The sequence below is a fragment of the Ectothiorhodospira magna genome (genome assembly GCF_900110965.1).
Taxonomy (GTDB): Bacteria; Pseudomonadota; Gammaproteobacteria; order Ectothiorhodospirales; family Ectothiorhodospiraceae; genus Ectothiorhodospira; species Ectothiorhodospira magna.
Genome location: NZ_FOFO01000009.1, coordinates 1 through 13,228, shown reverse-complemented (window position 1 = coordinate 13,228; position 13,228 = coordinate 1). Strand labels below are relative to the sequence as shown.

At 61.0% G+C, this 13,228-nt stretch carries 10 protein-coding genes; 9 read left to right on the top strand and 1 reads right to left on the bottom strand.

The window, feature by feature from the left end; all coding sequences use genetic code 11:
- The first annotated feature begins 151 nt into the window (after positions 1–151).
- The 6 genes from BMX62_RS05005 to phoU all read left to right on the top strand — a co-directional run bounded on the left by BMX62_RS05005 (position 152) and on the right by phoU (position 9,746).
- Complete coding sequence (locus tag BMX62_RS05005) at positions 152–1,381, top strand: urea ABC transporter substrate-binding protein (RefSeq protein WP_162273496.1); 1,230 nt, start codon at positions 152–154, stop codon at positions 1,379–1,381.
- Positions 1,378–3,855, top strand: a complete 2,478-nt coding sequence (locus tag BMX62_RS05000) for a bifunctional diguanylate cyclase/phosphodiesterase (RefSeq protein ID WP_202906205.1) — start codon at positions 1,378–1,380, stop codon at positions 3,853–3,855. The genes BMX62_RS05005 and BMX62_RS05000 overlap by 4 nt, the downstream gene beginning before the upstream one ends.
- A 109-nt stretch (positions 3,856–3,964) precedes the next feature.
- Positions 3,965–6,262 carry an ABC transporter permease subunit gene (locus BMX62_RS04995; protein ID WP_238375863.1) on the top strand — a complete coding sequence of 766 codons (2,298 nt, stop codon included), beginning with the start codon at positions 3,965–3,967 and terminating at the stop codon, positions 6,260–6,262.
- A 60-nt stretch (positions 6,263–6,322) separates the two neighbouring features.
- Entirely contained in the window at positions 6,323–8,002 is a 1,680-nt protein-coding gene (gene pstA, locus BMX62_RS04990; protein ID WP_090205232.1) for a phosphate ABC transporter permease PstA, read from the top strand.
- A gap of 24 nt (positions 8,003–8,026) precedes the next feature.
- A complete protein-coding gene (pstB, locus tag BMX62_RS04985; protein WP_090205229.1) occupies positions 8,027–8,884 on the top strand; it encodes a phosphate ABC transporter ATP-binding protein PstB in 858 nt (285 codons plus the stop codon).
- A 130-nt stretch (positions 8,885–9,014) separates the two neighbouring features.
- Entirely contained in the window at positions 9,015–9,746 is a 732-nt protein-coding gene (phoU, locus tag BMX62_RS04980; RefSeq protein ID WP_090205225.1) for a phosphate signaling complex protein PhoU, read from the top strand.
- 15 nt (positions 9,747–9,761) lie between these two features.
- Here phoU and BMX62_RS04975 read toward each other — a convergent pair whose 3' ends face one another.
- Positions 9,762–10,328: a nucleoside deaminase gene (locus BMX62_RS04975; RefSeq protein ID WP_090205222.1), complete on the bottom strand. Its 567-nt coding sequence runs from the start codon at positions 10,326–10,328 to the stop codon at positions 9,762–9,764.
- A gap of 179 nt (positions 10,329–10,507) precedes the next feature.
- Between BMX62_RS04975 and BMX62_RS04970 the strand changes: the two genes are divergently transcribed.
- The 3 genes from BMX62_RS04970 (at position 10,508) to rfbD (ending at position 13,036) form a co-directional block, all read left to right on the top strand.
- Complete coding sequence (locus BMX62_RS04970) at positions 10,508–10,969, top strand: RT0821/Lpp0805 family surface protein (protein ID WP_090205219.1); 462 nt, start codon at positions 10,508–10,510, stop codon at positions 10,967–10,969.
- Positions 10,970–11,055: 86 nt separating this feature from the next.
- A complete protein-coding gene (rfbB, locus tag BMX62_RS04965) occupies positions 11,056–12,126 on the top strand; it encodes a dTDP-glucose 4,6-dehydratase (RefSeq protein ID WP_090205216.1) in 1,071 nt (356 codons plus the stop codon).
- A 1-nt stretch (position 12,127) separates the two neighbouring features.
- Entirely contained in the window at positions 12,128–13,036 is a 909-nt protein-coding gene (gene rfbD / locus BMX62_RS04960; RefSeq protein ID WP_090205213.1) for a dTDP-4-dehydrorhamnose reductase, read from the top strand.
- Positions 13,037–13,228: the final 192 nt, after the last annotated feature.

Here is a 13,228-nt window from a genome sequence, read left to right as displayed (position 1 = left end):
CCGTTCAAGCCTTTACAGCGGCCCCGCCTTGCGGGGCCGTTGCATTCATGGTGGGTGGCCATCTGAACGCTTCGGCGGTACAGTGTTGCGATTGATACCGTAATGGTGCTAAAGGCACTGGATGGCAGGCACAGTCAAGACAACATGGGCAATGGGCCACCGGCGTATGTTGCTGGCCTGGCTGCTTGCGCTGGGATTGGGCGCAGGGTTGCTGGTTTATTTTCACCGTTCACCACCACCAGACCCCATCCTCATCGGCGTGATTCACGGGCTCACCGGCAACATGGCCGTGAGCGAGTTGCCCCTTGTGCAGAGCATCACTCTGGCGGTGGAGGAGATCAACCAGCAAGGCGGCCTGCTGGGGCGGCCCGTTGCCATGATCGTGGCGGACAGTCAGTCGGACCCGGACATCGCCGCCCAGGAGGCAGAACGACTGATCCTGGAGGCGGGGGTCAGTGCCTTGTTTGCCTGCTGGACCTCCGCCTGCCGCAAGGCAGTGAAACCCGTGGTGGAACGGCACCAGCACTTGATGTTTTATCCCCTGCAGTACGAGGGACTGGAACAGTCTCCCCATATCATCTATGGCGGGCTTGCCCCCAATCAGCAGATCATTCCCGGCACCCGCTGGGCGCTGGACCACTGGGGTAACCGGGTTTATCTGTTGGGGTCGGACTATATCTTTCCCAGAACCGCCCATGTGATCATCAAGGATCTGATCCGGGCCGTCGACGGTCAGGTGGTGGGGGAGCGTTATGTGCCCCTGGGGGATGACCAGATGGCGGATATCATGGCGGAACTGGCGCAGTTGTCACCGGATGTGATTGTCAATACCATCAACGGCGTGAGTAATCTGGCCCTGTTCCGTGCCCTGCACCAGTCCAATCTGACCCATCTGCCCATTGTGTCCTTTAGTGTGGCGGAACGGGAACTGGCCAGTATGCCGGACATCCATCATCCCAATCACTTTGCGGTCTGGGGTTATTTTCAGAGCCTGGATACCCCCGGCAACCGGGCATTTGTGCAGCAGTTCCAGACCCGGTTTGGTGCCGATGAGACGGTCAGTGATCCAATGGAAGCGGCCTATGTGAACGTGAAGCTATGGGCGCAGGCGGTGCAGACCAGCGGCAGCATCACACCTGAACAGGTCAATCAATCGGTACTGCTGCAAAGTGTCCCGGCCCCGTCAGGCATTGTCAGTATTGATGGCGGCACCCGCCATGCCTGGCGCATGTCCTATGTGGGCCAGGCCCGTCCCGATGGTCAGTTCGATATCGTCTTTTCCCTGCCCGACCCCATCCGCCCCATGCCCTTTCCGGGGCATCGACCCTTGCATGTCTGGCAGCAGATCGCCCAGCGCCTGAGTGCGGATATCAACTCATGATACCCGGCAGCATCACCATGCGGCTGCTGCTGGGCCTGGGCCTGCTGGTGGTATTGCCCATCCTGCTGCTGACCAGCTATATGCTCCACGCCTACGAACAGGCCATGGAACATGCTGTGGTTCAGGGCATGGCCACCATGGCCGACCAAAAACATCGGGAAATCGACACCTATCTGCGGGAACGTCTGCACGAAACCCAGTTACTCAGCCAGTCTGCCCAGGTGCGCGGTACCATTGAGGATACCCCCCAGACATTGCAGGACCATGAGGTACAGTCCTTTCTCGATACCTTCATGCAGCAGACCGGCTATTACGATCTGCTGCTGATCAATGCCCAGGGTGATGTGGTCTTTAGCATTCTCGAAGAAGATGACCTGAACACCAATCTGCTCCACGGCCCCTATCAGGACACGGCTCTGGCCCAGGGCTTTCAGCGGGCCAGACAATTGCTGACCACCGATTTGACCGGTTTTTATCCTTACCCCCCTTCTGCCGATGCCGTGGCTGCATTCATGGTATCGCCGGTGCTCCATGATGGCCGTTTCATCGGCGCCCTGGCGGTGCAACTGAATCTGTCTCTGCTGGAACCGGTGATCAACGACCGGACGGGGCTGGGCAGCACTGGAGAAATCGTGATGGCCCAGCAAGCGCAGGACCATGCCCTGTACATGGTGAATCTGCGTCATATCCCCGAAGCCGCCTACACCTATCGTCGGGAGCTGAGCGATATTGCACCCCCCATGGGGGCGGCCCTGTCCGGGCAGGGGGGACAGGGGATTACCCTGGATTATGCCGGTATTTCGGTGGTGGCGGCCTGGCGGTATGTGCCTGCCCTGCGCTGGGGCATGGTGGTGAAGATGGATGCGGCGGAAGCCCTGGCGCCAGTGCATCAGTTACGTCGGCTCACCGCCATGGTCCTGGGGGGCATTTTGCTGATTACAGTCCTGCTGGCCGCAGTCTTTGCCCACAGTCTGATCCAGCCCATGCGCCGGCTCACCCGGGTCACCAGTGAAATCAGTGCCGGCAATCACCAGCAGCGGGCCGTGGAACAGGGGCCGCGGGAGCTGCGACATCTGGCCCGCGCCTTCAATCAGATGACCGATCAACTGATCCAGTTCCAAAACGCGCTGGAGGCCAGAGTGACCGCCCGCACCCTGGACCTGGAACATGCCAATGCCCGCCTGCACCATCTGGCTCACCATGACACCCTCACCAATCTGCCCAACCGGTACAGCCTGACGGATCGACTGGCACAGGCCCTGTCCCTGTCCCAGCGGGAAGGTCCGGGGCTGGCGGTCCTGTTCATCGACATGGACCATTTCAAGAACATCAACGACACCCTGGGACATCAGGTGGGGGATCAGTTGCTGATCCAGGTGGCCGAGCGACTGCGGGACTGTGTGCGGGACAGTGATGTGGTGGCCCGTCTGGGTGGGGATGAGTTCATGGTGATACTGACCCAGATCAACACCCCCGACCAGGCCGGGATGGTGGCCCACAAGATTCAGGGCCGTTTATCCAAACCCTTCCGAATCATGGATCTGGTGCTCCATTCCAGCCCCAGCATTGGTATCAGCCTGTCGCCCCATGACGGCACCAGCGTTGAAGCCTTGATGAAACATGCCGACACGGCCATGTATCAGGCCAAGTCCGAGGGCCGCAATACCTTCCGTTTCTTCTGTGCAGAGATGAATACCGCAGCCCAGGCCCGGATGGAAATTGAAAACGATCTGCGTCAGGCCCTGGAGCAACAGCAGTTTCATCTGGTCTATCAACCCCAGATGGATCGCCAGCAGGGCTGTTTTGTCAGTGCCGAAGCCCTGTTGCGCTGGGAGCATCCCCAAAAGGGGCTGATCCCCCCGGATCGTTTCATTCCGGTGGCCGAGGAAACCGGCCTGATCCTGCCTTTGGGTGAATGGGTGCTGGCAGAGGCCTGCCGACAAATGCGCCTTTGGCAACAGCAGGGCCAGAGGATTGAGCGGGTGGCGGTGAATCTGTCTGCCCGGCAATTGGTGTCCGATACCCTCATTGGCCATGTGAGCCGACTGCTGGAATACCATCACCTGACACCGGATCGGCTGGAGCTGGAAATTACCGAGTCCACCGCCATGCGGGAACCCACCTCCAGCCTGCGCCAGTTGCAGTCATTGCGGGACCTGGGTATCCGTCTGTCCATTGATGATTTTGGCACCGGTCATTCATCCCTGAGCTATCTCAAGCATCTGCCGGTACAGGCCCTGAAACTGGACAAGTCCTTTGTGCGGGATATCCCCGATAACCGCAATAGCCGGGCCATCTGTGCCGCCACCATCACCCTGGCGCACACCATGGGAATCCAGGTGGTGGCCGAGGGGGTGGAAACCACGGCCCAGGCGGATTTTTTGGGATCGCTGCAATGTGATTTGCTCCAGGGCTATCTTTATGGTCGCCCCCTGCCAGCAGACCAGTGGGCAGCCACCCTGACCCAGGTCTGACCCGGTCTACTCAGTCCCGGCGACCGCCGGGGCCAGGATGTCAACATACTGTCATGTTCATGGGGTACCGTGCGCGCAACGTGCACTCTCTTCGGACGACGATTTCCCCATGACTGATGCATCCATCACAGCCCCGGGCAAGGACAGCAGGCCATCGGCCACGCTGCTCCCCAGCGGTGAAAAACGCGCCCGCCTGCGCAAGTGGCGCTACTTCAAGGACGGTGTGTCCCGCTATGGCGTGGGAGCCGGCGGCATCGGGGTGGTGTTCGCCCTGGGCCTGATTTTTGTGTACCTGTTTTATGAGGTGTTCCCCCTGCTGGTGCCGGCGGATGTCTCGGTGGAAACCCGGTACACCGTTCCCGGCGACAGAGAGGCCGATACCCTGTTTCTGACCCTGGAGCGTTATCAGGAACTGGGGGTGCGCTTCTCCAGTCAGGGGGTGGCGACATTTTTTCAGGCCGATGATGGGCATATTCGTCGTCAGATTGCCCTGCCCATCCCTGAAGGGGTGGCCATTACCAGTTTTGCCCACGGCGAAGCCCGTCAGCGGCTGGTGGCCTATGGTCTGTCCGATGGCAGGGCCATTGTTGGCCGTCATGCCTATGACCTGAGCTATCCCGATGATGTCCGTTACATTACACCCAAGGTAGAGTTTCCCCTGGGAGAGGCGCCGGTGGTGGTGGACCCCCAAGGCAGCGCCATCATCCAGATCGCCATTCAGGAAGGCCCCCAGGGGTTTGTGCTGGCGGCGCTGACCGAGGATAACCGGCTGCTCATGAGCCGGGTCCGCAGCACCACCAATCTGTTTACCGGGGCGGTAGACATTCGGCGGGACGCTTTCCAGTTGCCCTCGCCTCCCGGTAACACCCGGCAGATTCTGGTGTCCGGGGATCATCGCAGCCTGTTCGTGGCCGATGATCTGGGACAACTCCACTACTACGATATCTCTACACCAACCCAGGCCCGGCGGGTGGATTCCGGCCAGGTGGTGCCCGAAGGACATCAGATCACCGCCATGGACTTTCTGGTAGGCACCCTGTCCATCATTGTGGGCGGGTCCGATGGTTCGGTGTCCCAATGGTTTCTGGTACGGGATGACCGCAACCAGCATCATCTGACCAGGGTACGGGAGTTTCAGTCCCATGCCGCGCCCATCACCGTCATCACCCCGGAACTGGCCCGCAAGGGTTTTTATGTGGGCGATGCTTCCGGGGTATTGGGCATTCACTACGCCACCTCCCACCGGACCCTGCTCAAGCGTCAGGTGACCGATGGCCCGATCCGGGACATCGGCCTGTCCCCGGTGAACCAGGCCATGCTGGTGCGGGATGACGCCGACAACATGCTGTTGCTGGACCTGCGCAATCCCCATCCCCAGGTGTCCTGGCAGGCCCTGTGGAGCCGGGTATGGTACGAGGGGCGCAGCCAGCCCGAATTCATCTGGCAGTCCTCCGGCGCCACCGATGACTTCGAACCCAAGTTCAGCCTGATTCCCGTGACCCTGGGGACGCTGAAGGCCGCCTTCTTTGCCATGCTGTTCGCCACCCCCCTGGCCATCATGGGTGCGATCTATACCGCTTATTTCATGCAGCGCCACCTGCGCACCGTGGTCAAGCCCACGGTGGAGATCATGGAGGCCCTGCCCACCGTGATCCTGGGCTTCCTGGCGGGCCTGTGGCTGGCACCGTTCATCGAGTCCCATCTGCCGGCGGTGTTCAGTATCCTCATTCTCATGCCTCTGGCCATGCTGGTGGCAGGCTTCGCCTGGACCCGAATGCCCATGAGCGTGCGCCAGTACGTTCCCCTGGGCATGGAAATCCTGATACTGGTGCCGGTGATCCTGCTGGTGGGCTGGCTGTCCATTGCCGCCAGTCCCCTGATGGAAGTGCTGTTCTTTGGCGGCAGCATGCGCCAATGGCTCACCGAGGTGGGGATCACCTACGACCAGCGCAATGCCCTGGTGGTGGGGATCGCCATGGGCTTTGCCGTCATTCCCACCATCTTCTCCATCGCCGAGGACGCGGTGTTCAACGTGCCCAAGCATTTGACCCAGGGTTCCCTGGCTCTGGGGGCCACCCCCTGGCAGACGGTGGTGGGGGTGGTACTGCCCACCGCCAGCCCCGGTATCTTCGCCGCCGTGATGATGGGCTTTGGTCGGGCCGTGGGCGAGACCATGATCGTGCTGATGGCCACCGGCAACAGTCCGGTGATCAATTTCAACATCTTCGAAGGCATGCGCACCCTCTCGGCCAATATCGCCGTGGAACTGACCGAGACCGCCGTGGGCAGCACCCACTACCGCATCCTGTTCTTCTCTGCGCTGGTATTGCTGATCCTCACCTTTGTGGTGAACACGGCGGCGGAAATCATCCGCCAGCGCCTGCGTCAGCGTTACAGCAATCTGTAGGGGAGGGCATGACATGATGATTTTTCTGGAACTGGACCGGAACCTGCCGGGAACACGCCAATGACTCTCAAGAACTGGTTCAAGAGCGGCAGCCCCTGGGTGTGGCTCAATGCCGGCGCCATCGCCATCAGCATGATCATGGTGGTGGGCCTTTTGGCCCTCATCATGGTGCGTGGTTTCTCCCACTTCTGGCCCTCGCCGATCCTGATGACGGATCTGACCACCCATGATGGTCGTGAAATGCGCATCGTTGGCGAACTGTCCCGTTCCCAGGTGCTGCCGGCCCAGGTACTGCGGGACGCGGGGGTGCCCATCGATGACGATATCCAACTGGTCACCCGTCATCTGATCAAACAGGGTAACCGGGATGTCTGGGGGCGGGATTTTGTCTGGTACCCGGAACTGGGCATGACCCAGTGGACCTATCCCAGGGATGCCATGCGCCTGGAGCGGCGTGAATGGGGCGATTTCTACGGCTTCCCCGTGCGCATCCTGGAACAGGGCCGCACCGTGGCGGAAGGAGACCAGCTGTGGCCGGAGCTGCAGCAGCGCATTCGCCGCGCCAACGATATCTTTGATGAAATCCGCCGCATCGAGCGACGGGAGATCGGCAACGTCAATCACCGCATGGAGCGGGTGCGTCTGAGCGAGCGGCGCCTGGACCTGCAACTGCGTGAAGGCCGCATCACCGTGGCCGAGCGGGATCAGGCCATGGCTGACCTGGCGGCCCAGCGGCTGGTGCTGGACCAGGAATACGCCGTGCTGCAGGCGCGTCTGGACGCGCTGTACAAGGATGTGCGCCGGGATACGCTGGTGGCCCAGGTGATGGATGGTCGGGAATGGGAAATTCCCATGGCCCAGATCATTCGCGCCATTCAGCCCAACGACATGAATGTGCTGAGCAAGACGGGCCTGTATCTCAAGCAGTTCTGGGAGTTCATGAGCGGCTATCCCCGTGAGGCCAACACCGAGGGCGGCATTTTTCCGGCCATTTTCGGTACCGTGACCATGGTGTTCATCATGTCCATCATCGTCACCCCCTTCGGTGTGCTGGCGGCCATCTACCTGCGGGAATACGCCCGCCAGGGGCCGCTGCTGCGGGTGATCCGCATCTCCGTGTACAACCTGGCGGGGGTACCCTCCATCGTCTTCGGGGTGTTCGGCCTGGGCTTCTTCGTCTATTTCATGGGCGGGGCCATTGACCGTAACTTTTACCCGGAGGCCCTGCCGTCGCCCACCTTCGGCACGCCGGGTCTGATGTGGGCCTCCTTCACCCTGGCCCTGCTGACCCTGCCGGTGGTGATCGTGGCCACGGAGGAGGGGTTGTCACGGATTCCAAGCACCATCCGTCACGGCAGTCTGGCCCTGGGTGCCACCAAGGCGGAGACCCTGTGGAAGGTGGTGGTACCCCTGGCCACGCCCGCCATGATGACCGGCCTGATCCTGGCCATCGCCCGGGCCGCGGGCGAGGTGGCGCCGCTGATGCTGGTGGGGGTGGTGAAGCTGGCGCCGACCCTGCCCATCGACGGTAACTTCCCCTTCATTCATCTGGAGCGCAAGATCATGCATCTGGGCTTCCACATCTTTGACGTGGGCTTCCAGAGTCCCAACGTGGAGGCGGCCCAGCCGCTGGTTTACGCCACCGCCCTGACCCTGGTGGTCCTGATCGTGGTACTGAACCTGACCGCCATCAGCATTCGCAACCATCTGCGCGAGAAATATCGCGGCGAGTCGGATTGATCCCGGTCGAAGAGATTCAAGAATATGGACGGCATGACAACCATGACAGAGCAGAACACCATGACCCACGGCGTCACCGCCGGTCTCTTCGAGAACACCGAGCGCAAGCGTCTGCGCCTGGCCGACGAGACCATTGCCCTGGAAGTGCAGGACCTCAACCTCTACTACGGTGAGGCCCAGGCCCTGAAGCGCATTTCCATGAAGGTGGCCGCCAAGCGGGTCACCGCCTTCATCGGCCCCAGCGGTTGCGGCAAGTCCACCTTGCTGCGCTGTTTCAATCGCATGAACGATCTGGTGGATGCCTGCCGTATCGAGGGCAAGATCCTGCTGGAGGGGGAGGACATCTACGACCGCAAGGTGGACGTGGCCGAACTGCGTCGCCGGGTGGGCATGGTGTTTCAGAAACCCAACCCCTTCCCCAAGTCCATCTACGAGAACGTGGCCTACGGCCTGCGTCTGCAGGGGGTGCGGGACCGCAAGGTGCTGGACGAGGTGGTGGAGCGATCCCTGCGGGGCGCGGCCCTGTGGGATGAGGTCAAGGACCGTCTGCATCAGAACGCCTTCGGGCTGTCCGGGGGGCAGCAGCAGCGTCTGGTCATCGCCCGGTCCATCGCCATCGAGCCGGAGGTGATCCTGCTGGATGAACCGGCCTCGGCCCTGGACCCGATCTCCACCGCGAAGATCGAAGAGCTGATCTACGAACTCAAGGAGGACTACACCATCCTCATCGTCACCCACAACATGCAGCAGGCGGCCCGGGTGTCCGACTACACCGCCTACATGTACCTTGGCGAGATGATCGAGTACGGTGACACCATGACCCTGTTCACCAATCCCAGGAAGAAGGCCACCGAGGACTACATCACCGGTCGCTACGGCTGACGGACCTTGGCTGATTGTTGGACAGGCTGGCCCCAGGGAGGGCGTGATGGGACGGATGATTCAATCATGGGATCGGTGTTCCGGATGTCCGGGGCCGTGTTCCTTAGCGACGTTTTTCGAGGCAACAGCAATGGATAAGAACAAACTGGGTGGCCACTACCTGGAAAAGTACAACGAGGAACTGGAAACCCTGCGTAACCGGGTGCTGGCCATGGGCGGCTTGGTGGAAGCCCAGGTGACCGATGCAGTCAATGCCCTGGTGAGTGCCGATGTGCGTCTGGCGGATCAGGTCATCAAGAACGACGCCAGGGTCAATAGCCTGGAAGTCATCATCGATGAACAATGTGCCGAAATTCTGGCCCGCCATCAGCCAGCGGCCAGTGACCTGCGCTTTATCATCTCCATCGTCAAGACCATCACCGATCTGGAACGCATTGGCGATCAGGCAGAAAAAGTGGCCCGCATGGCGGTCCATCTGGCGGAAAAGGACCGACCCAAGAACCAGTATGCGGATATTCAGTCCCTGGGAGAGCGGGTGGCCCGGCTGGTGCATGAAGCCCTGGATGCCTTTGCCCGCATGGATGTGGAAGTGGCCCTGTCGGTGGCCAGGGAAGATGCGAACGTGGACCGGGAGTACGAGTCCGTGATGCGTCAGCACATCACCTACATGATGGAAGACCCCCGCACCATCACCCGTGCCCTGGATGTGATCTGGGCCCTGCGGGCGCTGGAGCGCATCGGTGATCATGCCCGCAACATGTGTGAATACGTGATTTATCTGGTCAAGGGCAAGGATGTGCGCCACGTCAGCCTGGAGGAAATGGAACGGGCAGCCCGGGGGGAGACACCCGGGGCGGAATAGCCGCTGGGCCGGTGGTCAGTACACCTGACCACCGGCGGCCCGATACTGATGAAGCACGGCCACCGCCTCCTCCCGCAGCACCCCTCCTGTCACCTGAATGCCCCGCCGTTCCAGAGCCTGTTGCCAATGGGCCGGCTTGTCCCCCTCGTCAAACCCGATGGCCCGAACGTCCTGATCCAAAGCCCCGTAGACCAGTTCCCTGATGCCGGACCAGGGCAGGGCACCCAGACACATGGCACAGGGTTCGGCGGATACCGCCAATCGATAGCGGTGGCGTCCACCTTCACTGAGGTCATGTCGTCCCACCACCTGCTGGGCCAGAGCCAGGGCCACCATTTCTCCGTGGAGGATGGAACAGCCCTGACTGACCACCAGATTCACCCCTGGAGCCACCAGGGTGCCGGTTTCATCGAACACGGCGGCCCCAAAAGGTCCGCCAGTGTGGTGGGTCACATTCTGCCGGGACAATGCAATGGCAAACTGGACCTGAGCGGCGGGAGAAGTGAGCACCGGGGCTGGCTGGTCCTGCAGTTGCCGCTGCAGCCAGTCGGGCAGGTCAAATGTCAATTGAGGTAATGCCATCAGTCGCTCCTAGCGGTGATGCAAGCGCAACGCCATACCGCCTGTGGTTGCAATGGTTCCGGTCTTTCTGCCTTGAGTCAGGCTGGGTTCAGGCGGCCTGCTCTATACTCGTGGCGAGAACTCAAATCCACTGTACCTTGTCCAGAGAATCATTCTTCCACGATACCGGGAGTATCCTCATGTCAACGCTGAGAAAGATCAGTATAGTCGCCATTCTGGGCATGGCGTTCACCCTCACCGGATGCGCCACAGGCCCCACCCAGGAGCAGGCAGGTGCCGTACTCGGCGGCGCCCTGGGGGGTGTGGTGGGCGGTCAGGTGGGGGCCGGCAGGGGCCGCACCGCTGCCATCATCGCCGGCACCCTGGCCGGGGCTGCCATTGGTGGTTCCGTAGGACGGACCATGGATGAAGTGGACCGGATGAAAGTCTCCAGGGCACTGGAAACTTCCCCCGACCATCGCCCGGTGGCCTGGCAGAATCCCAACACAGGACACACCTTTCAGGCCACACCCACCCGCACTTTCCAGAGCGCAGGTCAAGATTGTCGGGAATATACCGTGGTGGGCAATATGAGTGGATCACGGGAGACCATCACCGGTGTCGCCTGCCGGGATGCCCAGGGGCGCTGGGTGAATCAATAACCTGCCATCCGGCACAGGCAGCCGTTATCGAAACCCGGCGGGGGGGTGGGTTATCATGTCGGGTCATCCCCGGACGGATTGCGCACATGCCCAAAACCTTTCTAGTCACTGGCGGCGCCGGTTTCATCGGCTCCGCCGTGGTTCGTGAACTCATCCAGACCACCAGCCATCAGGTGGTGGTGGTGGATAAACTCACCTACGCGGGCAATCTTGAATCCCTCTCCCCCGTGGCCGACAGTGACCGCTATCACTTCGTTCATGCCGACATCTGCGATGCCTCGGCCATGGCGGCGGTTTTTCGGGATCAGACCCCGGATATTGTCATGCACCTGGCTGCGGAAAGCCACGTGGATCGTTCCATCGACGGCCCGGCAGCGTTTATCCAGACCAATGTTGTTGGCACCTATACCCTGCTGGAAGCGGCCCGCAGCTACTGGAAACACCTACAGCATCACCAGCCAGACAAGGCCGCCGGGTTTCGTTTTCATCACATCTCCACCGATGAGGTCTACGGTGATCTGGAAGGCCCGGACGGCCTGTTCACCGAAACCACGCCCTATGCCCCCAGTTCCCCCTACTCCGCCAGCAAGGCCGGGTCCGATCATCTGGTGCGGGCCTGGCAGCGCACCTACGGCCTGCCGACCCTGGTCACCAACTGCAGCAACAATTACGGCCCCTACCATTTCCCGGAAAAACTCATCCCGCTGATGATCCTCAACGCCCTGGCGGGCAAACCCCTGCCGGTCTATGGTGACGGCGGTCAGATCCGCGACTGGCTGTATGTGGAGGACCATGCCCGCGCCCTGATCCTGGTGGCCACCCAGGGGCAACCCGGCCAGACCTACAACATCGGCGGCCATAATGAAAAGACCAACCTGGAAGTGGTGCATACCCTGTGTAACCTGCTGCAGGCGCTGCACCCCCCCGCCTTCGGCGGGCATTATCGAGATCTGATCACCTTCGTGCAGGACCGTCCCGGCCATGACCGGCGCTATGCCATTGATGCCGGCAAGATCGAGGGGGAACTGGGCTGGACACCACAGGAAACCTTTGAGTCCGGTTTGCACAAGACAGTCCAGTGGTATCTGGACCATCCATCCTGGTGGCAGCATGTACTGGACGGCAGCTATCAGAGCCAACGACTGGGGGTGTTGTGACATGAATATCCTGATTTTGGGCGCTACAGGCCAGGTAGGATTTGAATTGCTGCGCACCCTGTCCCCACTGGGCGCACTGATTGCCCCCACCCGTGCCCAGCTGGATCTGTCCAGTCCTGATGCCGTGGCCGGCGTATTGCGCACCATCCGTCCGGCACTGATTGTCAATGCCGCTGCCTGGACCGGGGTGGATGCCGCTGAAACCCAGCAAGAGGCCGCCTTTCGCCTGAATGCTGAACTGCCGGAACAACTGGCACACTTTGCCAACGTTGCCGGGATTCCTTTGATCCACTATTCCAGTGATTATGTGTATCCCGGCGATGGGGAAAGCCCCTGGCAGGAAGACAGTGCTACCGGGCCTTTATCCGTATACGGCGCAAGCAAGCTGGCGGGTGATCAGGCAGTGATGGCCAGCGGGGCTGGATATCTGATTTTTCGCACCAGCTGGGTATATGGTGCCCGGGGCAATAATTTCATGCGCACCATGCTGCGGCTGGGCCAGGAGCGGGATCACCTCAATGTGGTCCATGACCAGATCGGGGCACCGACACCGGCCCGGCTGATTGCCCAGGTCACTGCCCTGGCGGTTTACCGGCAACAGCTGGGACAGGGCATCGAAGGGCTATATCATCTTGCCCCTCACGGAGAAACCAGTTGGCACGGATTTGCCTGTGAAATTTTTCGGCGGGCCCAGACCCTGGGCATGGTGTTGACATTAACCCCGGAGCAGGTGACCGCCATCCCCGGCAAGCACTACCCGACCCCGGCAAAACGGCCCAATAATTCCCGGTTATGTGTAAACAAACTGGAGGCTGATCTGGGTATCCAACTGCCCCATTGGGAACCTCAGCTGCAGTTGACCCTGATGGAATGCCTGTCTGCGGAGAGACTGTCAACTACCCCCGACTGAAGTCGGGGGCTTGTGAGAGCAAGCCAGGTTGACCAGGGAGAGCGGTGAAAGTCCGCTACGTTTGCAACAGGTCGTCAAGACCCACCGGCGGATGCTGCCTCAGTCCGCCGCTCTGGAAGGCTGGGATCATGCTGGCGAAAGGTAAAGCGCCGAAGGTTCCAGCCGCCGCGAAAGCGGGAGCCGGTTGCAGAC

What these genes read in the sequence shown, in the direction of transcription:
- BMX62_RS04970 (WP_090205219.1), top strand. Translation starts at nt 10,508, where the DNA reads ATGTCAACGCTGAGAAAGATCAGTATAGTCGCCATTCTGGGCATGGCG.
- BMX62_RS04975 (WP_090205222.1), bottom strand. Translation starts at nt 10,328, where the DNA reads ATGGCATTACCTCAATTGACATTTGACCTGCCCGACTGGCTGCAGCGG.
- BMX62_RS05005 (WP_162273496.1), top strand. Translation starts at nt 152, where the DNA reads ATGGGCCACCGGCGTATGTTGCTGGCCTGGCTGCTTGCGCTGGGATTG.
- BMX62_RS04995 (WP_238375863.1), top strand. Translation starts at nt 3,965, where the DNA reads ATGACTGATGCATCCATCACAGCCCCGGGCAAGGACAGCAGGCCATCG.
- phoU (WP_090205225.1), top strand. Translation starts at nt 9,015, where the DNA reads ATGGATAAGAACAAACTGGGTGGCCACTACCTGGAAAAGTACAACGAG.
- rfbB (WP_090205216.1), top strand. Translation starts at nt 11,056, where the DNA reads ATGCCCAAAACCTTTCTAGTCACTGGCGGCGCCGGTTTCATCGGCTCC.
- pstB (WP_090205229.1), top strand. Translation starts at nt 8,027, where the DNA reads ATGGACGGCATGACAACCATGACAGAGCAGAACACCATGACCCACGGC.
- BMX62_RS05000 (WP_202906205.1), top strand. Translation starts at nt 1,378, where the DNA reads ATGATACCCGGCAGCATCACCATGCGGCTGCTGCTGGGCCTGGGCCTG.
- rfbD (WP_090205213.1), top strand. Translation starts at nt 12,128, where the DNA reads ATGAATATCCTGATTTTGGGCGCTACAGGCCAGGTAGGATTTGAATTG.
- pstA (WP_090205232.1), top strand. Translation starts at nt 6,323, where the DNA reads ATGACTCTCAAGAACTGGTTCAAGAGCGGCAGCCCCTGGGTGTGGCTC.